This window comes from Burkholderia sp. 9775_39, from assembly GCF_015712225.1.
Lineage (GTDB): Bacteria > Pseudomonadota > Gammaproteobacteria > Burkholderiales > Burkholderiaceae > Burkholderia > Burkholderia cenocepacia.
The window spans coordinates 505,021-528,254 of record NZ_JACCQC010000002.1; the positions used below are offsets into that span (position 1 = coordinate 505,021).

A 23,234-nucleotide genomic window follows, 5' to 3' on the forward strand; every position below is an offset into this window, starting at 1 on the left:
GCGAAGATGGCCGCTCGCCACGCCATCCGGGAACGCCATGGACCGCCTGCAAACGATGCAGATCTACGTACAGATCGTCGAACGCGGCAACTTCACGCAGGCCGCCGACGCGCTACAGCTGCATCGGCCGGCCGTCACCAAAGCCGTGCAGCAGCTCGAACAGGAGCTCGGCGTGCGGCTGCTGAACCGCAGCACGCGCCGCGTCAGCGTGACGGCCGAAGGCGAGGCATTCCATGCGCGCTGCGTGCAGTTGCTCGGCAGCATCGACGATGCGTTCGCGTCGTTCCCGAAGCAACGCGCGGTGCCGAAGGGCCGGCTGCGGATCGACGTTGCCCTCGCGCTCGCGAAGACGGTCGTGATTCCGGCGCTGCCCGACTTCCAGCAGCGCTATCCGCAGATCGAGCTCGTGCTCGGCGCGAGCGACCAGCCGGCCGACCTGATCGGCGAAGGCATCGACTGCGTGGTGCGGGTCGGGACGCTGAAGGATTCGAGCATGGTCGCGCGCACCGTCGGCGCGGTGCCGATGGCCACATGCGCGTCGCCGGCCTATATCGCGCGCCACGGCTTGCCGCGTACGCTCGACGATCTGCGGATGCATCGCGCGGTCAACTTCTTCACCGGCCGCAACCGCCGCGTGCTCGAATGGACGTTCCGCCCGCACGGCGACACCGTCGCGGTGAAGCTCGCGAGCAGCCTGCTCACCGACAACTCGGAAGCATTGCTGTCGTGCGGGCTCGCCGGTCTCGGCATCGTGCACGCGTTGCGGCCCGCGCTGCAGCCGAGCATCGACTCGGGCCAGCTGGTCGAGCTGCTGCCCGGCGTGCCGGCCGTGCCGAAGCCGGTGTCGGTGCTGTACCCGAACCGCGCGCATCTGCCCGACAAGGTGCGCGCGTTCATCGACTGGCTGACCGAGCTGTTCGCACGGCGTTATCCGGCGTAGCACGGGTTCGCGTCGATTGTTATTCGTCAAATAACAATCAATGATCCGGCCGCGCGTTTATCCGGCGCGGGCGCCCGCCTACGATGCGGCTTCATCGACACCCGTTCATCGAAGGAGCGCTCCATGACCCGCATCGTCCGTTTCCACCGCATCGGCGGCCCCGAAGTCCTGCAGATCGACACCGTCGACGTGCCCGCGCCGGGCCCCGACGACATCCAGCTGCGCGTGAAGGCGATCGGCGTCAATCGCGCGGAAGTCATGTTCCGCCGCGGCGAATACACGTTCATGCCGCGCTTTCCGGCATCGCTCGGCTACGAGGCGTCGGGTATCGTCGCGGCGGTCGGCCGCAACGTGACGGCGTTCGCGGAAGGCGACGCGGTGAGCGTCGTGCCGGCGTTCTCGTTCGCCGACTACGGGATGTACGGCGAGGTGGTCAACGTGCCCGCGCATGCGGTCGTCAAGCATCCGGACAGCCTGTCGTTCGAGGAGGCGGCCGCGACGTGGATGATGTTCGTGACGGCCTACGGCGCGCTGATCGAACTCGGCGGGCTCGAGCGCGGCGACGCGGTGCTGATCGGCGCCGCGTCGAGCAGCATCGGGCAGGCCGCGATCCAGGTCGCGAACCAGGTCGGCGCGGTGCCGATCGCGCTGACGCGCGGCGAATCGAAGCGCCAGGCACTGCTCGACGCCGGCGCGCGGCACGTGATCGTCGGCAGCCCCGCCGACCTGCCGCGGCAGGTGGCGGAACTCACGGGCGGCGTCGGCGCGCGCCTCGCGTTCGATCCGGTCGGCGGCCCCGACGCGGCGAACCTGCTGCGCGCGCTGGCCACCCACGGCACGTTCTTCCAGTACGGCGCGCTCGATACGCGCGACATCCCGGTGCCGGTGATGGACCTGCTCGCGCGCCACCTGACGCTGCGCGGCTACGAGCTGTTCGAGATCACCGGCGATGCGCGGCGGCTCGAACGCGCGAAGCGCTTCATCGTCGACGGGCTCGCGGCCGGCACGCTGAAGCCGCGGATCGATCGCACGTTCGCGTTCGACGACATCGTGGACGCGCACCGCTACATGGAAGCCGGTGCGCAGGTCGGGAAGATCGTCGTCACGGTGTGAGCGGCTGTCCGAGCCGCCCCCATGGCGAGCGGCGCGCGCCGCTCGTCAGCTTTCGAAATACCGCGGCCGGTCGATATCGGCCAGCAACTTCGGCTGCGTCGGCGCCCAGCCGAGCGATGCCCGCGTGCGCTCGCTGGTTGCGGGCGCATCCATCCCCGCAAATCTCGCGAACCAGCCGAAGTGCTCACCGGCTTCCGCCGCCGACTTCGCGACGACCGGCACGTTCAGCCGCCGCCCGATCACCTCGGCGATCTCGCGGAACGGCACGCCCGTATCGTCGACCGCGTGATAGCGCGCGCCGGCTGCGCCGCGCTCGATCGCGAGCCGATACACGCGCGCCGCGTCGAGCCGGTGCACGGCCGGCCAGCGGTTCGCGCCGTCGCCGATGTACGCCGACACGCCCTTCTCCCTCGCGAACGCAATCAGGTGCGGCACGAACGCGTGATCGCCGTCGCCGTGCACGGACGGCGGCAGCCGGACGACCGACGCGTGCACGCCGCGCGCTTCGAGCGCGACCGCCGTCGCTTCGGACGCACGCGGATAATTTTCCGACACCGGCACGTGCGGATCGTCCTCCGTCGCCGCGCGGCCGGGCGCGACGAGCGCAAGGCCCGACGTGACGATCAGCGGCCGCGCCGAACCGACGAGCGCCGCGCCGATCGTCTCGATCGCGCGGCGGTCGAGTTCGCAGTTCTGCGCAAAACGCGAGAAGTCGTGATTGAATCCCGTGTGGATCACCGCATCGGCGGCTTCGGCGCCGCGCGTGAGGCTGTCGAGATCCTCCAGCGACCCGCGATGGACGTCGGCGCCGGCCGCGGCAACCGACGCCGCGGCCGCGTCGGAGCGCGCGAGCCCCAGCACCGAGTGGCCGGCGGCCACGAGTTCGGCCACGACGGCCGAGCCGACGAAGCCCGACGCTCCCGTAACAAAGACACGCATGTTCAGCACCTCCGGATGAAATGGAGGCTTACTATCTGCCGATGGCCGCGCGCGGTGAAGTCGTGACGGTTTACCGGTAAACGAACTAACAGGATATGGCTGACGCCCCCGACAACCTGCTCGGCGCGTACCTGCGGGACCGCCGCGAAAAACTCGACCCGGCCGCGCTCGGGCTGCCGGCGACGCGCCGCCGCACGCCGGGCCTGCGGCGCGAGGAAGTCGCGCAGCGCGCGCACGTGAGCGTCGCGTGGTACACGTGGCTCGAACAGGGGCGCGGCGGCGCGCCGTCGGCCGACGTGCTCGACCGGCTCGCCCGCGCGCTGATGCTCAACGAGGCCGAACGCGAGCACCTGTTCCTGATCGGCCTCGGCCATCCGCCCGAGGTGCGCTATCACGCGCCGGCCGGCGTGACGCCGCGCCTGCAGCACGTGCTCGATTCGCTCGACGCGAGCCCCGCGATCATCCGCACCGCGACGTGGGACGTCGCCGCGTGGAACGACGCGGCGGCCGCGACGCTCACCGACTATGCGACGCTCCCGCCGGCCGCGCGCAACATCCTGCGGCTGATCTTCGTCGACGCGGGCGTGCGCCATGCCCAGTCGGACTGGGAGCGCGTCGCGCGGTTCGCGGTTGGCGGGTTTCGTGCGGACGTCGCGCGCAGCGGCGCGACGCAGGCCGTGCAGGCGTTCGTCGACGAGATGCGCGCGACCAGCGCCGAATTCGACGCGATGTGGCGCGACCACGATATCCGTACGCACGAAGAAGCCACGAAGGAGATCCGCCATCCGCGAGCCGGCCGGATCGCGCTCGAACATTCGACGTTCTCGGTTACCGGCCGCCCGGACCTGAGCCTCGTGATCTTCACGCCGGCGACGCCGGCCGACCGCGCGCGGATCAGGGAACTCGTCGCGGTGCGCGAACGGGCCCGCGCAACGCCGGCGCCGGCTGCGTGACCTCTCTCGCTTTCCCGGGAGCCTGATTCAGGACGACACGTATCGGCGGATCACGAGGCAAACCTCGTCGTTCGATATCCACCACTGACGAACGCGCGCGAAAAACGTAAAGGGGCGTCGCGCACGAATGCGCGACGCCCCTTTGTTCGTTCACGGAAAAGCGCCGGCTACGCGGCGCGCTGCAGCAGGTCCGTGGCGAACGACTTCGCGTGCGCGACGGCTTCCTGCGCGTCGCCGAATACGCCGAGTTCATCCCAGTGCTCTTCGGCCGCATAGGTGCCTTTCACGGCGAGCGCCCGCTGGACGCTCAACTGCGCCGCGTATCGGCCGTCATCCAGCGGCCGGGCCGTCGCGACGACCTTGTGCGGCGGGCTGGCCCGCTCCGGCTGAACCAGCTCGACAGGGCCGCTGAGCGTGCCGATATTCATCAACTCGTTTCTGGTGTTGCAGTCCGGGCAGTAGAAGCACCAGCCGGCGCCCTCCTGATGGTGCCTGACCTGCCCGCGAGCCAGCACGGCACGACATTCAACGTTTTCGCAGATGAACGGCATCGCAGTCTCCGGAGTTGTTTGACGGAAATCCTAGCATGTCCGCCGGCGGTCAACCATCGGCATCCGCATGATGACCGTGCCGGCGGTTTCCGTGGGTTACGGGGGCCGGGCCAGCCGAGCGTCGGCGCCTTTCGCTGCGCTGCAAAATCGGCGCTTTTTTCCGCATCGGGAAGCCGCCTGCACGACCGCGCGCAACATCGCTGCCCGACCCGGAAGCGATCGCGCGGCCTGCCGATGTCGACGTGAACGAGGCCGCCGTGCGTCCGACTGCGGCGGTCGCCGGTCGGCAGGCGACGAAGCGGCTGCTCGACATCACCCGGGATAAACTGTCGGCCCGATACCGAACCGAGAGAAGCGCCATGTTGATCCGCGTTGCGACCCTGGCCGATGCCATACCGCTTGCCGAACTGAAACGCGATACGTTTCGCGAAACCTTTCTGCAGGACGGCTTCGGCATCGACTATCCGCCGAACGATCTGGCCGAGTACGAGGCCCGCACCTACTCGGTTGCCGCGATCACCGAACAGCTCGGCGACCCGCAGTGCCGGACGTGGGTCGCGGAAGGCGACGACGGCACGCTGGTCGGGTATGCGCACGCGGGGCCGTGCAAGCTTCCGCACCCGGAAGTGGCGGACGGCTCGGGCGAGATCCATCAGATCTATCTGCGCCGCGGCACGCAGGGAACCGGCGCCGGACGGGCGTTGTTCGACGCCGCGCTCGCGTATCTCGCCGCGACGCGCCCCGGCCCGGTATGGCTGGGCGTGTGGTCCGGCAATGCGAAGGCCATCGCGTTCTACGAGAAGGCCGGCTTCAAGCGGGTCGGCACGTACGATTTCAAGGTCGGCGAATCGACCGATCTGGAGTTCATCTACCGTCGCTGAGCATCGCTTTCCGTCGGCATCGCATCAGCACGGCGCAAACGAATACAGTTGATCGACGGCGACGTAAACGACGGTTTTCCCTCGTTTCGAGTCAAACGACAGAATTCGAGGGTTCCCGGTAGAATTCGCCATTCCGGGGTTATCGATCAATGGCTTCGTGATGCATCGCATTGGATTTTTCGTTTGCCGTGGCTACGACGCGCTCGATCTTGGCGGCCCGCTGTCGGCCTTCAATCAGGTGGCCACGGCCGCCGGCCATACGCCCTACGCGCTTCACGTCATCTCGCCAACCGGCGGCCCGATTCCCGGCAATACCGGCCTTTCGATCGACACGAAGCCGATCGGAAGACGCGCGTTCGATACCGTCGTGTTCGTCGGCGGCGATATCGCGCCGATGCAGACCTCGGACAATATCGCCGCGGCCAAAAAACTGGCCGCCAAGGCGTCGCGGGTGGCAAGCGTGTGCACGGGCGCGTTCCTGCTTGCCGAAACCGGCTCGCTGGACGGTTTGAGAGCCGCGACGCACTGGCGATACGCGGCGCAATTGCAGTCGCGTTTCCCTCGCACGCGGGTCGACGGCGACAGCATCTATGTCGTCGATGGCCGCGTCTGGACGTCGGCGGGTATTGCCTCCGGCATCGACCTGGCGCTCGGCATGATCGAACGGGACATGAGCGCGGAGATCGCGCGCGAGGTCTCGCGGCTGCTGGTCGTTCCGTATCGGCGGCCCGGCGGGCAGTCGCAATTCTCCGCGATGTCGCAGATGGAGCCGGAATCGGATCGCATCCGCATTGCGCTGAATTTCGCCCGCGAACATCTGGCCGAAGCGTTGCCGGTCGAACGGCTCGCCGATGCCGCCAGCCTGAGCGTGCGACAGTTCGGCCGCGCGTTTCGCCGGGAAACCGGTGAAACGCCGGCGCGGGCCGTCGAGCGTTTGCGCGTCGAAGCCGCAAGGCTGCGCCTGCAGGGCGGCAGCGAACCGATCGAACAGATTGCGCTGGCGGTGGGATTCACCGATCCCGAACGGATGCGCCGAGCGTTCATCAAGCTGCACGGGCATCCGCCGCAAGCAATTCGACGCGAGAGCAGAACGAACGCAGCGCGCTGATCGAGCCCTGCCGATCAGCGCGCTGCGTGGCCCGCTTCCCGCTAACCGGCGATGGGCGCGTGGGCACGTCGCGCGTCCTTTCGCCGGACGTCGACGATCGTCAATCCTTGACCGGCGGGTAAGCGTTCCACATGTCGCGATGCAGCTTCCACACGCCGCCCTGCTTCAGAAAGACGAGCGTCTGCTTGGCGCGGACCTTCAGCTTTCCATCACCGTCGCGAACCTCCGCATCCGACACCTCCGTCACGACCCGCTCATTGCCGTAGAACTCGTAATGGCTGAACGATACGGTGCCGGGTTTCGATCCGGCATACCCGTTGGTGAAGTACTCGGTGATCGCGCGGCGGCCCGTGACTTTATCGCCTCCCGGCGGCAAGAGCGCGCCGTCGTCGGTATAGAGGCGGCCGATCGCGTCGTAATCCCCTCGCGCAAAGGCATCCGCCCATCGCGCGTTTTCGGCCTTGATGGCCGCTTCGGGCGGGCGTTGCGAACCTGCGGCGAGCGCCGGCGTCGCGAGTGCGAAAAAGGACACGCAGGCTGCAAGCGCAGCCGTACACGGATGAATCTGTCGCATCGAGTGATTTCCGAATAGGGTTTGAATTGAAGAGGCAGGCAACCCTGCACGGGTCGCCGGCAAACGTGTCAGCGAACGCCGGGGATGCGTGCGAGGCCCTTCGATGCGCCCGGCAGCTTCTTGTCGACCATCGCGACGAGTTCGGGCCGTGCATCGCTCGGATGACCGGAGTGGAACGGCGGAGCGGGATCGTATTCGATCACGAGTTGCGTGTATTCGGCGGCCGGCTGGCCGCGCAGCTTCGCCGCCACGCGCAGCGCGAAATCGATGCCCGCCGTCACGCCGCCACCGCTCATGAAGCGGCCGTTGTCGTCTTCGACGAAGCGGTCGGGAACGGGAATCGCGCCGTATTCGGCCAGCTTGTTGACGAACGCCCAATGGCACGCGCTGCGCTTGCCCTCGAGCACGCCCGTCGCGGCGAGCACGAGCGAGCCGTTGCACACCGACGTCACGTGTTTCGCCCTTTCCGCCAGACGCCGGATCTGCGCCTGATACGCCGGCCGCATCGGCGCCGACAAATCGGACCCGCCAGGCACGAGGATCACGTCGGTCTTGTCGATATCCGCCAATCGCTCGGTCTTCCCGTACACGACGCCGAATTCGAGCGTCACGTTGCCGCCATCGAGGCTCGCGTAGCGAACGTTCGTATTCGGCAGCCGGTGAAAGATTTCGCTGGGGCCCGCGAAGTCGAGCAGCGTGCCGCCGTCGTAATTGACGATCAGGATGTCGAGCGGCTCGTTCGGCGCAAGCAGCCCTGCGCTGCCTGTCGGTGTCGGCGCAGCCGCGGCGTGCCCGAGCAACGCGCTGCCGCCCAGCACGGCGCCGAGGGTGGCGGCGCTGCCGAACTTCAGGACATCGCGGCGCGAACGGCCTGCCCGCGTGAGTGGCCCGGTGGGCGCATGGTTGTCGCTACTGTCGGTCAAGATGATTGCTCCTTGCACTTCGGCCCATGGGCGAGCGCAACCCCGCCGGGCCGGATGAAATAACCGCCACGGCGAACCGCGCGGCGGACGTGAAATCGGGAGGGGAACGCGCCGGGACGACCTACCGGGCTCGGGGAACGTGACGCGCGGGCTTAAAGCTGCGACGCGCCGCCATCCACGACCAGCTCGGTGCCAACGACGTACGACGATTCGTCGCTGGCGAGATAGAGCGCGGCGTAGGCGATGTCGTCCGCCGTGCCCATGCGGCCCACCGGAATCGTTTCGGCGAATTCGGCCTTGCGGGCGCGCACCCATTCGGCGGGCTTGCCCCACTTCGAGAGCAGCGGTGTGTCGATCGCGCCGGGCGCGATCGCGTTGAAGCGGATCTTCCGGTCGAGAAATTCGTACGACCAGCTGCGGGCCAGCGATCGCACGGCGGCCTTCGCTGCGGCGGTCAACGAGATGCCATGCTTGCCGGTCTGCGCGACGAACGAGGTATTGAGGATCACCGACGAACCTTCGCGCAAGTACGGCAGCGCCGCCTGAAGCGTGAACACCACGCCCTTGACGTTGACGTCCATGATGTCGTTGTAGAGCGTGTCGTCGATGTCGTCGACGGCAGACGGGAACGCCCAGCCCGCGTTGGCGAACACGACATCGAGGCCGCCGAACGTGTCGTTGACCTCGTCTGCAATCGCGCGCATGTCGTCGAGCAACCGTACGTCGCCCTTGAGCACGATCGCATGCTCGCCAAGCTCCGCCTTCACCCGCTCGAATACGGCCTCGTCGCGCCCCGTCACCGCGACGCGCGCGCCTTCTGAAATGAACAGCTTCGCGGTGGCCAGACCAATGCCGCTGGTGCCGCCCGTGATCAATGCCGATTTGCTCTTGAGTCGCATCTTCCGTTCCTTTTCATGTCGTGATTGATCAGGCCGGATATGCGACGCGTCATCGCGTTTGTGTGCGGGCTCCGGCTTGCTCGTTCATGTGAAGTATGGAACGGGACGCAAATGGCTCAAAGGTCGTATAACCCTCGAAATACGCCATTATCAGCGAATGGACGAAAAGTGAGCAGGCGCGGGAGACGCTGCTGGAAAAGCCAAAGCGCGCAGGCCCGCTGGACCGTGCGCGCTTCGATCTGACGTGAATGGCTTGCATGAGCAAGCTGACAAACGGCAACGCGCGACGCGGCTATACGGCTTTCCCCGATAGCCCGCTTATCGCGCGTCCGGGCGTCGCGTTACCGCAGCCTCTCCGCCACCGCGCGCGCCACCGCGCTCAGCGCATCGCCGCGCTCGAGCGCCGCGCGCGGCCGGGTCGCCTCGCGCTGCGCATCGAGTGCGCGCGGCGCGAAGTCCGGCGACGCCGAGAACTTCACGATCGTCAGCGCGGTTTTCGGATCGACGAGGATCGCCTGCCCGAAGCGCCCCGCCGCCGCTAACGAGCCATCACCGTCGTTCACCTGATACCAGTAGTCGCGATACGCGTAGCCGTCCTTGCCGGGCACCACGTTGCCCTTCGCGAACAGCGCCGCGTTGTGCGCCGGCTGCAATGCCGCGCGGATCGTCGTGGCCGGCAGCGTGCCGCGCGCGCCGCCGAGCCCGGTGCGCACGCGTTCCGCGAAGCGCGCGGCGTCGCGCAGCGTCGTGTACAGCCCGCCGCTCGCCATCGCCATTGCATTGCGATCCACCGCGACGTACGCATCGTCTTCCGCGAAATCGCGCCACAGCCACCGCTCGACCAACGCGCTCCACGACTGCCCCGTCGCACGCTGCATCGCCCACGAAACGGCTTCCGGCGACCCGTTCTGGTAGAACCATACGCTGCCCGGCGCGGCGTTCGGCACACGCCGCACGGTCAGCAGGAAATCGACGATGCTCGCCGGCGCGCCTTCGCGGTGGGGCACGAGCCCGACCGCGCCGAACAGCCCGAGATCGGGCGGGATGCCCGGCGCATAGGCGGTGGGCACTTCCATGTCGAGGTTCTGCTGCAGCGTCGCGCTGCCGAACGGCGTGTCGGTCAGCTCCGGCACCGTACGCGACAACGGCGCATTCGCATCGAGCACGCCGGATTCGATCATCTGCGCGGCGAGCAGCCCCGTCACCGATTTCGTCATCGACGCCCATGCATGCTGCTGGTCGGGCCGGAAGCCGTCGAAGTAGCGCTCGTAGACGACCCGGCCGCGCTGCAGCACGATGAACCCGTCGGTGTGGGTCGCACGCAGGTACGCGTCGAGCGTCAGCGTCTCGCCGCCGATCGTCACGGGCAGCGCGTCGAGACCGGACGCCGGTTGCTCGGGGAGCGGCATCGGCGCGGCCGCATGCCGGATGCCGGCCGTCGGCGCGAGCAGCCGCGTGTTGCTCAACGCCCAGCGCAACCGGGCCGGCGTGAACGCGTTCGCCTTGTCGACGATCCGGTCGGCCGGCGGCGGGAAGCCCTGCATCATGCCGGTCGGTGCCGCGCCGTCGGCTGCGACGGCAACCGTCGCCGCGAGCGCGAGCCCGCCGGCCAGCGCGAAGGTGCCGGCCAGCCGGCGGCCTCGCCGGGTCGGGGTAAAGCGTCGATGAATTCGCATCGAATCATGCCTCGTAGTGGAAAAGGATCGCGCGATACGCGCAACATCACGGCTGCTGGCCATCGATGCGCAACTGGTTCGATACCGACGTCACGCCGTCGACCCGCCGCGCGACCACCGCCGCGAGATTCACCTGGGTCGTATCGGTGACCGAGCCGGCGAGCGTCACGCCGCCGTCGCGCACCCGCACGAGGATGCGTGTCGCGTTCAGGTTTTTCGTGCGAGCGAGCGCGGTGCTGACGCGGCGCTTCAGCTTGCGGTCGGCCGCCTTGCGCTGCGCGGGCGGCACGCCGGCCGACGCTGGTGCTTGCGCTTGCGCGGATTCCGGTGCGATCGCAGTCGATGACGCTGGAATCGCCGCGCTCGCGGCATCGGGTTGCGCATGGGCGGCCAAGGTCCAGCACGCTGCCACCAGCAGCCCCATGGTAAATCTGGATGAAGTACGCATGATCGGATCACGCTCCTGAAAATCGTTGAAGGGAAGACTTCAGAACTGCGTCATCAGCCCGATCGACACGCCGGTCGTCGCGCTCGCGCCGCGCCGCAGGTTCAGCGCCGCGATCGTCGCCGGATCGCGCATGTACGCGCCCGTCATCCCGTTGCGGTCGACTTCGACATACAGCTCGGTGCGCTTCGACAGGAAATACTCGGCGATCGCGTAGGTCGTCAGCTTGTGGCCGTCCGCGCCCGATACGTTGCCGAGATTGCGCGCGCGATCGTAGAACGCGGCCGCGCTCAACTGCACCGACGGCAGCGGCTGAACGACGACGCCGAACGACGGGATATCGTCGCGTCGCGACGGCGCGCCGGCCTTGTTCGCGCGCACGTTCAGCGACGCATAGCTCAGATAGAAGCGCGCGCGGCCGAGTTGCAGCGTGCCGCCCGCCTGGATCGTCTGCGCGGATTGCGAGCCGTCGGGGCTGTACGTCTTCGCGTACGACACGCCGCCCATCAGGTCCGAATACGTATACATCGCGGCCGTCGAATAGCTGGTGCCCGCATGCGAGCGGCCGGCGACGCCGCCCGGCGAATAGTTCGCGCCGAAGCGCAGCCCGCCCACCTGCCCGAGATACTTGATCGTGTTGTTGAAACGCGAATCGAGCGTGAAGAAGTTGCCGTCGAACAGCACGCCCGGCTCGACCGCGAGCGACTGGCCGCGCCCGCCGAGCGGATCGAGCGCGATGCCGAGATCCTCCGCGACGTTGAACTGGCGGCCGAGCGTCAGGCGGCCGAAATCGCCGGCGAGGCCGACATACGCCGCCTGCGAAAACAGCGTGCCCGACGTCTTGAGCGCGCCGTTGCCGCTGTTGAACGCGCCGTCGAGCACGAACAGCGCCTTGAGCCCGTTGCCGAGATCCTCCCGGCCGCGGATGCCGAACTCGTTTCCCGCGATGATGTTGTTGTTGAAGCCGACCTGGCTGCCGCCCGGCAGCCCGTTGACCCACCGCACGCCGCCGCCGATCCGGCCGAACAGCGTCACGCTCGACTGCGCGTGCGCGCTTGCACACAGCGCGCCGACCAGCGTCGCCGCGATCATCTTCTTCATGTCTCCTCCTGCCGCGTCGTTGCGCGGCGTATCGTGGTACTGCCTGCCGTCGAAAGGCGCGCCGACCGGCAAGCCGGCCGCACGCCGAAACCGATGCGATGCGCGGCGCTAGCGGCCGCACGCGCCGACCGGCGAATCGGCGCGCGCCGCTTCGCCCGAGAGACGCCGCAGCGAGCGCTGCGGATCGAGGCACCAGGCGCCGAGCACGCCGCACGCGATCAGCACGACCCCGCACACGAGGCTGGCCTGTTCGAAGCCGTGTGCGACCGACGCGCCGGCGCCCTCGATCAGCATCCCGGTGACGACCGGCGCGCCCAGGCCCGCGAGCGACGCGAAACCGTTGCTGAGCGCGAGCACGCCGCCGCGCTGCGCGTCCGGCGTCACTTCGGCGAGCATCGCGGGGCCGATCGAGTACATGGTCAAGGTGAGACCGCTGCCGAGCGTCAGCAGCACGAGCTTGGCCGCGCGCGGGACGTCCGGCACCGGCAGCATCGCCAGCATCGCGCCGGCGACCGCCAGCGTGATCGCGATGAAGGTGCCGCGGCCGTGGCGCGACGGCATGCCGCGCGCGAGCAGGGTCTGTGACAGCCATGCGAGCGCGAGGCTGAGCGGCGACGTGACCGCGACGAACAGCGCGAACATGCGGCCGGCCTCGTGCGGCCCGAAGCCGAGCCCGAGCTGCAGGTAGGTGGGCATCCACGTGAGCGTCATCGCGAGAATCCAGTTCGCCGCGAAGTGGCCGAGGAAGTTGCCGAGCACCGTGCGGTCGGTCAGCAGCCGGCCGTACGGCACGCGGTCGCCGCCCGCCGCGCGCGGCGCCCGCGCCAGCGTGCCCTCCTCGCCGAGCACCGCCCACGCGATGCACCACACGGCCCCGAGCAGCGCGAGCACCGCGAAGTTCGCGCGCCAGCCCCAGTGCGTCGTGATGACCGGAATCGACAACCCCGCGATCAGCAGGCCGAGCGCGCTGCCCTGGTGCAGCAGCGCGACGGGCAGGTTGCGCCGCGTATCGGGAAACCACTTGTAGATCGCGTGCGTCGCAACCGGCGACGCGGGGCCTTCGCCGATGCCGAGCAGCACGCGGCACGCGATGACGACCCAGATCGAGCCGGCCACCAGCATCGGCAATTGCAGCAGCGCCCACGCGGCGGCCATCGCGAACAGCAGCCATTTCGCGGGCCAGCGGTTCGCGGCGATGCCGCCCGCAACCGCCGCGACCGCGAACAGCCAGTTGAGGCTGCCGCCGATCACGCCGAACTGCGTCGGGCTCAGATGCAGGTCGCGCATCATCGGCACCGACACGAGGCCGAGCACGACCTTGTCGAGAAAATTCACCAGCATCATCAGCGCGAGCATCGTCGCGATGGACCACGCCCGTCCGGGGCGGTACTGCGCACCATTCGTCATGGCTGTCTCCTGTTTCGTTATCGTGGGCGGTCGGGGCGTCGCGCTACCCGCCGCCGTGCTCGCCAGGCGCCGCCACACGGTCGTCGCCGTCCGGCAGCCCGAGCGAGAATTTCACCGGGAAGCGCACCGCGAGCGTGCGGTCGGCCGCCACTTCGCGCGCGACGCCGCGAGCCCGCACCTGCGGATCGTCGAACAGCTCGCCGGCATCGGGCACGCGCGACACCGGCAGCCCGAGCGCGCCGAGCACGCGCATCCAGTCGTCCTGCGTACGCGTCGCGAACAGCGCGCGCAACTGCGCGCCGAGCGCGTGCCGGTGCTGCTGCCGGCCCGCACGCCGTGCGTAGCGCGGCTCCCGCAGCGCCGGGCATGCATCGCCGAGCGCGTCGGCGAACGCGGCCCAGAACTTGTCCTCGAACGTCGCGAGCGCGATGTGCCGCCCGTCGGCGGTTTCGAACAGGTCGTTGTCGGGCATCACCCAGCGGGCGGCATCCGGCGTATCGCGGCCCGTGCGCAGCGCCCAGGCGGCCGGAGCGGTCCACGCGAACATCGCATCGTGAATCGACACGTCGAGGTGCTGGCCGAGCCCGTTCGATCGCGCGCTCATCACCGCGACGGCCAGCGCGAGCGCCGCATGCATCGCGGCCGCATGATCGGCGAGCCGCACGCGCGGCCGCGCAACGGTGTCGTGCAGTTGCGCGGGCACCGACCAGTAGCCGGCATCGGCGAGAAAATTCAGGTCGTGGCCGGGCCGGTTCGCATACGGACCGTCCTGCCCGTAGCCGGTGATCGAGCACAGCACGATGCGCGGGTTCGCGCGGGCCAACGTCGCGTAATCGAGCCCGAGCCGCGCCATCACGCCGGGCCGGTTGCCTTCGACCACCGCATCCGCGTCGCGCACCAGATCGAGAAAGCGCGAGCGCCCGTCCGGCGTCTTCAGGTCGAGGACGAGCGAGCGCTTGCCGCGGTTGAACTGCGCGAACGTGTCGGCGCCAAACTGCCGCAACGCGTCGCCGCCCGGCGGCTCGACCTTGATCACGTCGGCGCCGAGCTGGCGCAGCAGCGCGCACGCATGCGGGCCGGGCAGCAACTGGCCGGCATCGACGATCCGCACGCCGCGCAGGCACGACCATGCGGGCGCGTGATCGTCGCCGGCCGGCCACGCGCCGCGCGTGCCGCGGGTCGTCATGCGTCGCGCCCCGCGCCGGCCGGGTCGAGAATCGCCTTCGCGATCGCGTTGCGCTGGATCTCGCTCGTGCCGGTCAGGATGCGGAACATCCGCAGCTTGCGGAACGTCTGCTCGACCGGATGGCCGCGCGTCACACCGACGTTGCCGTGAATCTGCACGGCCTTGTCCGCGACCTCGAAGCACCGCTCCGACACGTACAGCTTGCACGCGGACGCCGTCATCCGCAGGTCGGCGCCCGCATCGGCGAGGGCCGCCGTGTGCGCGATCATGCTTTCGCACGCCCACAGCGCGGCCGCCATGTCGGCGAGCATGTGCTGGATCGCCTGGAAGCGCGCGATCGGGCCGCCGAACTGCCGGCGCGTGCGCGCATGGTCGAGCGACGCGCGATACGCGGACATCGCGAGGCCCAGCATCGTCGGGCAATGCAGCAGCCGGTTCACGTTGATGCGCGACATGCCGAGCCGGAAGCCGTTGCCGACCCCGCCGAACACGTTCTCGCGCGGCACGCGCACGTCGACGAAGCGGATGTCCGCGTCGATGTGCTGGCCCGACATCGGCACGTACTCATGCTGAACGCTCACGCCCGGCAGGTCGAGATCGACCAGCACGGCCGTGATCTGCGGCGGCGTCGCGGTTGCATCGGTCACGCACATCACGATCGCGAAATCGGCGAACGGCGCGCCGCTGATGTAGTGCTTCGTGCCGTTGATGACGAGTGCATCACCGTCCTCGACCGCCGTCGTGCGGATGCTCATCGCATCCGAACCCGAGTGCGGCTCGGTCAGCGCGAAGCACGTCGATTTCTCGCCGCGCATCACCGGCCGGAAATAGCGGTCGAGTTGCGCGGTGGTCGCGTACTTCAGCATGTTGCCGATGCGCGGCGGCCCGCCGAGTTCGCCGAGCACGTGCGGCGCGAGCGCCGCGCCGCAGGCGGCCAGGTCGGCCTTGAGCGCGCACACCTCGGCGATCGACAGCCCCTGGCCGCCGATCTCGACGGGCAGGCTCGCGGTATAGAAGCCGAGCGCGGCCGAGCGTTGCCACACGCGGCGCAGCACGTCGCGCGGCCACACGTCTTCCGAGTCGAGCCCGAGCTCGCGCTCGATCGGGCGCAGCTCGTCGTCGACGAAGCGCAGCACGGCCGCGCGCAGCGCGACGAATTCGGGGCGTTGCAGATGATCGAACATGGCGGGCTCCTTCAGTTGACGCGACGCGTGACGCCGCGCCAGTACGGCTCGCGCACGAGCTTGCGGGCGATCTTGCCGCTCGCGTTCTTCGGCAGCTCCGCGACGAAATCGACGGAGCGCGGCGCCTTGTAGTCGGCGAGCTGCGCGCGGCAGTGCGCGACGAGGTCGGCCGCCTGCGCGGCATGGCCGGCACGCAGCACGACGACGGCCTTCACGGCCTCGCCCCACTTGTCGTCTGGCACGCCGACGACGCAGGCCTCGAGCACGCTTTCGTGCCGGTACAGCGCCGCTTCGACTTCGGTCGGATACACGTTGAAGCCGCCCGAAATGATCATGTCGTGCTTGCGGTCGACCAGGTAGATGAAGCCTTCTCGATCGGTGCGGGCGAGGTCGCCGGTGTGCAGCCAGCCGTCGATCAGCACCTCGCGCGTCAGCTCCGGCGCATTCCAGTAGCCCTGGAACACGTCCGCGCCGCGAATCACCAGCTCGCCGATCGCATCGCCCTCGACTTCGCGCCCGTCCGCATCGACCACCCGCACTTCCGTTTCGCCGAGCGGCCGGCCGCACGACGCGAGCCGCTCGCGGTCGTGCAGCAGCGCATGCGCGTGATCGGCGATCCCCAGCCGCGTGACGCCCGACGTCGATTCGCTCGCGCCGTAGCCTTGCGACAGCACCGGGCCGATGCGCGCCCATGCTTCCTCGATCCGCGCGGGCGCCATCGGCGCGGCGCCGTAGCCGAGCACCTTCAGGCTGCGCAGGTCGGCCTGCGCGAGCGCCGGCGTGTTGAGCAGCATGTTGACCATCGCCGGTACCATGAACGTGTGCGTGATGCGCTGGCGCGCGACTTCGGCGAGGAATTGCGCGGGCTCGAACGCGTCGAACAGCACCAGCGTCGCGCCGCAGAACAGGTAGGGCTGCATCAGCATCCCCGACGCGTGCGTGATCGGCCCGATCAGCGCGAGCCGGTCGCCGGGCTGCGCGGGACGGTCCATCCCGAGCACGATCTTGCGCAGCGACGCGAGCCGGTTGCCGTAGCTCTGCATCGCCGCCTTGATGCGCCCGGTCGAGCCGGACGAGAAGTGCAGCACCGCGAGATCGTCGGCCGCCGGTACGTAGTCGGGCGCCGTATCGCTTCCCTTCGCGAGCAGCGTTTCGTAGTCGAGGTAGCCGGAGACCGCGCCGTCGAGCGACACGAACCGCTCGACCGACCCGAAGCCCGGCGAATCGGGCGTGTAGTCCGTATAGCCGCGCCCGCCGATGAACGCGACGGGCGTGCAGTTGCCGACGACGTCGGCGGCCTCGGCCGCCGTGAAGCGCGGGTTCAGCGCGGCTTTCACGAGACCCGCCTTGTACAGCGCGCACTCGATCTCGACGAGCTCGATGCAGTTGCGCGCCTGCACGGCGATACGCTCGCCGCGCGCGAAGCCGAGGCCGCGCAGCGCGTTCGCGAGGCGTGTCGAACGTTCGTCGAGCTGACGGTACGTGACGGCGCGGTCGCGGTGGACCACGGCGGGCTGGCTGCCCCAGTAGCGGGCCGCGCGCCGCAGGAAATAGGCGAAGCTCAAGACGATTCTCCTGGTCGAACAGTGCCGCCAGTCTGTAAGATGCCGAGGCATCACCACAATGCATTACCGGATATAAAGTCATAACCGACAGGAATCCTCTGATGGATACCCGCGATCTGGAGTACCTGCTGGCCGTGGAGCGGCACGGCAGCATCGGCAAGGCGGCCGACGCGCTGGGGCTGTCGCAGCCCGCGCTGACCAAGGCCGTGCAGCGGCTGGAGGCGCAGGTCGGCGTGACGCTGTTCGAGCGCACCGCGAACGGGATGACGCCGACGCCGGCCGGCGCGCGTTTCGTCGCCCGCGCGCAGCGGATCGCGCTCGAATTCGACGATGCAATGCAGGAGATGCGCGCGATCCGCGGCGGCGAACAGGGCGTCGTGCGGGTCGGCTACTCGCCGACCGTGCCCAACGCGTTCGTGCTCGGCGCGTGCCGGCAACTGATTCGCGAGCGGCCGGCCGCGCGGCTGCGGCTGCGCTGCCGGCTCGCACGCGAGCTGCTCGACCTGCTCGCGGCCGGCGAGCTCGACCTGGTGGTGGCGCCCGAGCCGCAGCAGCCGGACCCCGCGCTCGACACCATCGCGCTGTTCGACGACCGGCTCACGGTGCTCGCCGATGCCGCCCACCCGCTGCAGCGCAAGCGCGCGCTCACGCTCGCGGACCTCGCCGACCAGGAATGGCTGCTGCCGGAGACGACGATCCCGGTGCGGCACCGGATCGACGACGCATTCCGCGCGCGCGGGCTGCCGGCGCCGCGCCTGCGCGTCGAGACCGATTTCGGCAACACGTCGCTGCTGCAGTTGCTGCGCGGCACGTCGCTGCTGTGCGTCGGCGGCGCCGACGCGCTCGCCCAGGTGACCGGGCTGCGCACGCTCGACCTGCGAGCCGGCGAACTCGAACTGGACCGCCGCATCGGCGCGATGCACCGCGCGGGCGCGTACGTGCCGCCGCTCGCGCAACGGATGATCGCGCTGCTGCGGGAAAGCGCCGCAGCGCGCGCCGACCATCATTTGCGGGAGTGATGACACTCCCCTTTTTCTGCGGATTTGACCGGGAAGCGGCGGGCCGACAACACTAGCCCGCAGTGCCGCATGCATCGCGAAGACGGCACGCGCCTGCCTCCCCCTTCAGAGTCCGCCATGTACCCGACCGACACCGTGCAATCCCCGGGCGCCGCTGCCGCGCCGCTCGCCGACCGGCAACTGCGCCGGATCGTCATCGCCTCCGTCGCCGGCAACGCGATGGAGTGGTACGACTTCTTCGTGTACGGCACGGCCGCGGCGCTGGTGTTCGGTCACGTGTTCTTCCCCCCCGGCGCCTCCCCGCTCGCGGGCAGCCTCGCCGCGTTCGCGGCGTTCGCGCTCGGCTTCGTCGCGCGACCGCTCGGCGGGATCGTATTCGGCCACGTCGGCGATCGCTACGGGCGCAAGGCGTCGCTCGTCTGGACGCTGCTGATCATGGGCGCATCGACCTTCGCGATCGGCCTGCTGCCGACCTATGCGCAGATCGGCCTGTGGGCACCGGCCGCGCTGGTCGTGCTGCGCCTGCTGCAGGGCATCGCGTCCGGCGGCGAATGGGGCGGCGGCGTGCTGATGATCAGCGAGAACGCGCCGCCCGGGCAGCGCGGCTACTACGCGGCGTGGAGCCAGCTCGGCGTGGGCGGCGGCTTCGTGCTGTCGTCGATCGCGTTCCTCGCCGCGCAGGCGCTGCCGGACGACCTGTTCCGCGCGTGGGGCTGGCGGCTGCCGTTCCTCGCGAGCATCGTCATTTTCGCGATCGGCATCTATATCCGCCGCCATCTGCCGGAAAGCCGCGACTTCGAACAGGCCGGCAAACGCGGCGCGCACACGCACTTGCCGATCGTCGAGTGCATCCGCCGCCATCCGAAGGAAATCCTGCTCGCGATGGGGCTGCGCGTGGCCGAGAACGGCGGCGCGTACATCTTCCTCGCGTTCTCGCTCGTCTACGGAAAATACCTCGGGATTCCGAATGGCACGATGCTGACCGGCGTGATGATCGCGATGATCGTCGAAATGGGCGCGATGCTCGCCTGGGGCCGGTTGTCCGACCGGATCGGCCGCAAGCCCGTGTACCTGATCGGCGCGCTGAGCCTCGTCGCGTGCGCGTTTCCGTTCTTCTGGCTGCTCGACACGCGCGTGACGCCGCTCGTGTGGCTCGCGCTGACGGTCGGCACGGCGGTGAGCCACGGCGCGATGATCGGCACGCTGCCCGCGCTCGTCGGCGAGCTGTTCAGCACCGAAGTGCGCTACTCGGGCGTCGCGCTCGGTCACGAATTGGCGTCGATCTTCGCGGGCGGGATGTCGCCGCTGATCGCGACCGCGCTGCTCGCGCGCTATCACGCGTCGTGGCCGGTGTCGCTGTTCCTCATCGCGCTCGGCCTCGTGACCGTCGCGACGCTGTGCGTGATGCGCGAGACGCGCACCACGCCCGCCGCCGGTTCGCGCGGCGACCCGGCATGATCGCGCGCCGCTCAGCGCCCGGCGTCGCGCCGCGCGCGGTCGAACGCCGGCGCCAGACCGAGATGGTCGAGCAGCCGCGCGAATTCGCCGAGCCGCTGCCGCATGTACGCGGGCACGTCGACCGCCGCATAGTCGTGAAAGCCGGCGCCCGTGCGCACGCCGTCGCGGCCGGCTTCCATGTTGCGCACGACGCTCGCGGCCGGCGCGAAGCGCGGGCCGATTTCGCCGGCCAGGTACGTCGACGCGTAGTACAGGATGTCGCAACCGCCCCAGTCGATGAATTCGAGCAGCCCGAGCACCGCGAAACGCGGGCCGAAGCCGGTGCGGATCGCAGTGTCGATGTCCTCGGCGCTGGCCACGCCTTCCTCGACCATCCGCGCGGCCTCGTTCATCGCGAGCGCCTGGATGCGCGGCACGATATAGCCGGGCGCCGGCCCGCAGATCACCGGCTTCTTGCCCACGCGTTCGAGCAGCGCCGCGAGCCCGTCGACGACGGCCTGATCGGTCGCCTCGCTGCGGCTGACCTCGACGAGCGGCATCAGCAGCGCCGGGTTCAGCCAGTGCGCGTTCAGCATCCGCGCCGGGTGCGTGACGTGGCGCTGCAATTCGGTGACGACGAACGTCGACGTGGTCGACGCGATCGTTGCGTGCGCATCGACGTGCTCGCCGAGCCAGCACAGCGCGTCGGCCTTTGCATCGAGCACTTCGGGCAGCGCCTCGAACACGATGTCGGCATCGCGTACCGCGTCGGCCCCGCCGTCCCGCGCCACGAGCGCGATGCGCGCGACGACGGCATCGGCCTGCGCGGCGTCGATGCGGCCGAGCGCGACCTGCGCGTGCAGCGGCCGCACGATCTCGTCGCGCGTGCGGCCCTCGAATGCGCGCCACGCGTGCACGTCGCGCGGCTTGAAGTCGATCAGCGTCACGTCGAGGCCCGCGAACGCGAACACGAGCGCGATGCCCTGCCCCATGCGTCCCGCGCCGAGCACGTGAATGCGTGTCACATCGGCGGCCGCCTTCATGCCGAATACCCCGCGTCGAGCAGCGCGCGCAGCGCGTCCTTCGACAGCGCCGCGAGCCCGAGCCGCTCCAGCGTGCGGCCTTCCCCATACAGGTCGCGCACCGCGACCGCACTCGCGATGCTCAGCAGCCCTTGCGCGACGGGCGTCGGCACGCCGGCCCAACGCCCGCACGACACGATGAACGACAGCCCGAGCCGGGTGTCCTCGAGCATGTAGCGATGCGCGCGCAGATCGATCTTCTCGCGCCAGTCGCCGCTATCGGTCAGCTTGCCGTGCGCGCCGCGCCCGTACATCCACTCGTCGCCGTCGGTCGCGTAGTGATCGGCGAGCGGGAAATGCGGCGCGCGGTAGCCGAGCGCTTCGCGCACCGCGATGCGCTCGGCGTCGAGCGCGTTCGTCACGCGGCGGATCGACGGCTGCGTGCCTTCGTTGTGGATGTCCCACGCGTCGAAGTGTTCGAGCGGGCCGGCGTTCATCAGGATCAGCGGCGGATGGATCACCGGGCCCGCGTTCATCAGCGCGCCGGACAACGCATCCTCGACCGGCTCGACCGACGGATAGCCGGCGCGCAGCACGTCGAACGCCCAGCCCGCCGCATTCGCCGGCCACACGCCGGTCGGCAGGCGTGTCGCGTATGCGCTGATCACGACGTCGTTGTCGCCGTGCTTGCGCACCAGGTACGGCAGCGTGCCCGTTTCGGCGAACGCGACACGCGAACGGTTGCCGGCATCGGCCGCCGCGCGGGCGAACACGGCACTGCCGAACGTGCCGGGCGGCAGGAACACGACCTGGCCATCCTCCAGCAGCGGCGCGACCTGCGCGGCGAGCGCGTCGTGCGACGTGGCCGGCAGCGGCACCACGACGAGTTGCGCGCCGCGCAGCGCGGCGGCGAGATCGTCGGTCAGGCGGATCGCGCCCGGCGCATCGCCGAGCGGCACCGAACGCTTGCCGCGATAGTCGGCGACGTTCAGCACGCCAAGCTCGCGCAGCCGCGCATGCGGCTCGCGATCACGCCGCCACCACGTCACGTCGTGGCCTTTTTCGAGCAGGTCGATGGCCGCCGCATGGCAACCGTGGCCGCCGCCCAGAACACATACCTTCATCGTTTTCTCCCGGTGATCGAGTATGTCCGAGACTACGCGGCCGCCCGCGCCGCGTCGCTTCAAAACGCGCAACGACGCGCCCGTTCGCGCAACGCAATCGCGGCGATGCGCAGGCCGCGGCGCTCCCGTATCCGCCACGAGGTCTAGGCATGGACATCGCCCTTTCCCGCCATGCGCCGAACCGGCTCGGCACGCTGCAGGCGCCCGACGAAGTCGAACGCGCGGTCGCGCACCGGCTCGGGCCGCACCGGATGGCCGCGTCCGGCCGCGATCCGTTTCACGCGGAGCTGTACGAGGTGCCGCTGCATCACGGCGCGCTGCTCGAACTCTGCTACGGCCGCGAGACACGCATCGATTTCGGCGACGATGCCGATCACTTCCTGTTCCGGCTGACGCTCGCGGGCGCATGCGAGCTGCAGGCCGGCAGCGTCGTCGCACGCGCCGGGCCCGGCGAGCTGACCGTGTCGTCGCCCGCGCTCGCGAGCCGCCTGCGCACGAGCCCCGATTGCCGCAACCTCGTGCTGCGGCTCGAACGCGGCGCGCTCGAATGCAAGCTGCAGGACATGCTGCAGGCGACGCTCACGCGGCCGCTGCAATTCGACCTCGCGGCCGGCGGCACAGGCGCCGCGCTCGTGCTGCCGACCTTCGAGTACCTGTGCCGGCTCGGCGCGCAGCCGGGCGTCGGCACGGCCTCGCCGGTGTTCGGCGCCGACCTCACCGCGTGGCTGATGTCGCTGCTGCTCACACACCTGCCGCACGCGTACAGCGACGCGCTGCTGCGCGGCACGCCGCCGCTGCCCGCGCACGTGCGCCGCGCGTGCGATCACGTCGATGCGCATCTCGGCGAACCGCTCGCGCTCGCCGCGCTGGCGGCCGTCGCGGGCGTCGCGCCGCGCACGCTGCAGCATGCGTTCCGCGCGTTCCTGCACACCACGCCGGCCGCGTACGTGCGCGAGCGTCGGCTCGCCGCCGTGCATGCGGCACTGCAACGCGGCGACGCGCGCAGCGTGACCGACGTGCTGATCGCGCACGGCATCCATGGCTTCGGCCATTTCGCGAAGGCGTATGCACGGCGTTACGGCCACGCGCCTTCCGTCACCGCGAGGCAGACACGATGACGCTCTCCGCTCCCGGCCGCCCCGCGGCCGGGAGCGGAGAGCGTCATCGTGTCTGCCTCGCGGTGACGG

22 protein-coding genes are annotated in these 23,234 nt (G+C 69.5%); 8 read left to right on the forward strand and 14 right to left on the reverse strand.

Annotation, left to right across the window (positions count from 1 at the left end):
- Positions 1–37: 37 nt before the first annotated feature.
- Positions 38–940, forward strand: coding sequence for a LysR family transcriptional regulator (locus H0X90_RS05085; protein ID WP_077189677.1), 903 nt, complete (start codon positions 38–40; stop codon positions 938–940).
- Between the two features lie 123 nt (positions 941–1,063).
- On the forward strand, positions 1,064–2,053 hold the full coding sequence (locus H0X90_RS05090) for a zinc-dependent alcohol dehydrogenase family protein (RefSeq protein ID WP_077189676.1): 990 nt from the start codon (positions 1,064–1,066) through the stop codon (positions 2,051–2,053).
- A 45-nt stretch (positions 2,054–2,098) separates the two neighbouring features.
- On the opposite strand, the gene H0X90_RS05095 is transcribed toward H0X90_RS05090, so the two are convergent.
- Complete coding sequence (locus H0X90_RS05095; protein WP_060212991.1) at positions 2,099–2,992, reverse strand: SDR family oxidoreductase; 894 nt, start codon at positions 2,990–2,992, stop codon at positions 2,099–2,101.
- Between the two features lie 95 nt (positions 2,993–3,087).
- On the opposite strand from H0X90_RS05095, the gene H0X90_RS05100 reads away from it, so the two are divergent.
- A complete protein-coding gene (locus H0X90_RS05100) occupies positions 3,088–3,945 on the forward strand; it encodes a helix-turn-helix transcriptional regulator (protein WP_048988324.1) in 858 nt (285 codons plus the stop codon).
- A gap of 167 nt (positions 3,946–4,112) precedes the next feature.
- Here H0X90_RS05100 and H0X90_RS05105 read toward each other — a convergent pair whose 3' ends face one another.
- Positions 4,113–4,496 (reverse strand): hypothetical protein, encoded by a 384-nt coding sequence (locus tag H0X90_RS05105; protein WP_006493487.1) that lies wholly within the window; start codon positions 4,494–4,496, stop codon positions 4,113–4,115.
- 359 nt (positions 4,497–4,855) lie between these two features.
- On the opposite strand from H0X90_RS05105, the gene H0X90_RS05110 reads away from it, so the two are divergent.
- Together H0X90_RS05110 and H0X90_RS05115 are read left to right on the forward strand one after the other, a co-directional pair.
- On the forward strand, positions 4,856–5,377 hold the full coding sequence (locus H0X90_RS05110) for a GNAT family N-acetyltransferase (RefSeq protein WP_077189675.1): 522 nt from the start codon (positions 4,856–4,858) through the stop codon (positions 5,375–5,377).
- Positions 5,378–5,537: 160 nt separating this feature from the next.
- Positions 5,538–6,485 carry a GlxA family transcriptional regulator gene (locus H0X90_RS05115; protein WP_006485916.1) on the forward strand — a complete coding sequence of 316 codons (948 nt, stop codon included), beginning with the start codon at positions 5,538–5,540 and terminating at the stop codon, positions 6,483–6,485.
- Between the two features lie 100 nt (positions 6,486–6,585).
- Here H0X90_RS05115 and H0X90_RS05120 read toward each other — a convergent pair whose 3' ends face one another.
- From H0X90_RS05120 to H0X90_RS05165, 10 genes are all read right to left on the reverse strand, one after another.
- Positions 6,586–7,059: an SgcJ/EcaC family oxidoreductase gene (locus H0X90_RS05120; protein ID WP_006495616.1), complete on the reverse strand. Its 474-nt coding sequence runs from the start codon at positions 7,057–7,059 to the stop codon at positions 6,586–6,588.
- 68 nt (positions 7,060–7,127) lie between these two features.
- Positions 7,128–7,982, reverse strand: a complete 855-nt coding sequence (locus H0X90_RS05125) for a DJ-1/PfpI family protein (protein ID WP_077189674.1) — start codon at positions 7,980–7,982, stop codon at positions 7,128–7,130.
- Positions 7,983–8,134: 152 nt separating this feature from the next.
- Positions 8,135–8,881, reverse strand: a complete 747-nt coding sequence (locus H0X90_RS05130) for an SDR family oxidoreductase (protein WP_077189673.1) — start codon at positions 8,879–8,881, stop codon at positions 8,135–8,137.
- Positions 8,882–9,222: 341 nt separating this feature from the next.
- Entirely contained in the window at positions 9,223–10,557 is a 1,335-nt protein-coding gene (locus H0X90_RS05135) for a serine hydrolase (RefSeq protein ID WP_077189672.1), read from the reverse strand.
- A gap of 46 nt (positions 10,558–10,603) precedes the next feature.
- The gene (locus H0X90_RS05140; protein WP_077189671.1) at positions 10,604–11,005 is read right to left on the reverse strand and encodes a BON domain-containing protein; all 402 of its coding nucleotides are present in this window, start codon (positions 11,003–11,005) and stop codon (positions 10,604–10,606) included.
- Positions 11,006–11,044: 39 nt separating this feature from the next.
- Positions 11,045–12,103 (reverse strand): porin, encoded by a 1,059-nt coding sequence (locus tag H0X90_RS05145; protein ID WP_034202728.1) that lies wholly within the window; start codon positions 12,101–12,103, stop codon positions 11,045–11,047.
- Positions 12,104–12,211: 108 nt separating this feature from the next.
- Entirely contained in the window at positions 12,212–13,510 is a 1,299-nt protein-coding gene (locus tag H0X90_RS05150; protein ID WP_006493195.1) for an MFS transporter, read from the reverse strand.
- Positions 13,511–13,553: 43 nt separating this feature from the next.
- Complete coding sequence (locus H0X90_RS05155) at positions 13,554–14,696, reverse strand: CaiB/BaiF CoA-transferase family protein (protein WP_077189670.1); 1,143 nt, start codon at positions 14,694–14,696, stop codon at positions 13,554–13,556.
- On the reverse strand, positions 14,693–15,880 hold the full coding sequence (locus tag H0X90_RS05160; protein WP_006483605.1) for an acyl-CoA dehydrogenase family protein: 1,188 nt from the start codon (positions 15,878–15,880) through the stop codon (positions 14,693–14,695). Before H0X90_RS05160 ends, H0X90_RS05155 begins: the two co-directional genes overlap by 4 nt.
- 11 nt (positions 15,881–15,891) lie before the next feature.
- Positions 15,892–17,445, reverse strand: a complete 1,554-nt coding sequence (locus H0X90_RS05165; protein ID WP_006483606.1) for an AMP-binding protein — start codon at positions 17,443–17,445, stop codon at positions 15,892–15,894.
- 101 nt (positions 17,446–17,546) lie between these two features.
- Here H0X90_RS05165 and H0X90_RS05170 point away from each other — a divergent pair, with 101 nt between their 5' ends.
- Both H0X90_RS05170 and H0X90_RS05175 read left to right on the forward strand, forming a co-directional pair.
- On the forward strand, positions 17,547–18,464 hold the full coding sequence (locus H0X90_RS05170; protein WP_060267654.1) for a LysR family transcriptional regulator: 918 nt from the start codon (positions 17,547–17,549) through the stop codon (positions 18,462–18,464).
- Positions 18,465–18,581: 117 nt separating this feature from the next.
- Positions 18,582–19,922, forward strand: a complete 1,341-nt coding sequence (locus H0X90_RS05175; RefSeq protein ID WP_077189669.1) for an MFS transporter — start codon at positions 18,582–18,584, stop codon at positions 19,920–19,922.
- An 11-nt stretch (positions 19,923–19,933) separates the two neighbouring features.
- On the opposite strand, the gene H0X90_RS05180 is transcribed toward H0X90_RS05175, so the two are convergent.
- Both H0X90_RS05180 and H0X90_RS05185 read right to left on the reverse strand, forming a co-directional pair.
- Positions 19,934–20,944 (reverse strand): 3-hydroxybutyryl-CoA dehydrogenase, encoded by a 1,011-nt coding sequence (locus H0X90_RS05180; protein ID WP_006495630.1) that lies wholly within the window; start codon positions 20,942–20,944, stop codon positions 19,934–19,936.
- Positions 20,941–22,047, reverse strand: a complete 1,107-nt coding sequence (locus H0X90_RS05185) for an NAD/NADP-dependent octopine/nopaline dehydrogenase family protein (protein WP_062885648.1) — start codon at positions 22,045–22,047, stop codon at positions 20,941–20,943. Before H0X90_RS05185 ends, H0X90_RS05180 begins: the two co-directional genes overlap by 4 nt.
- A 149-nt stretch (positions 22,048–22,196) precedes the next feature.
- Between H0X90_RS05185 and H0X90_RS05190 the strand changes: the two genes are divergently transcribed.
- Positions 22,197–23,165, forward strand: coding sequence for an AraC family transcriptional regulator (locus H0X90_RS05190; protein ID WP_077189667.1), 969 nt, complete (start codon positions 22,197–22,199; stop codon positions 23,163–23,165).
- Positions 23,166–23,234: the final 69 nt, after the last annotated feature.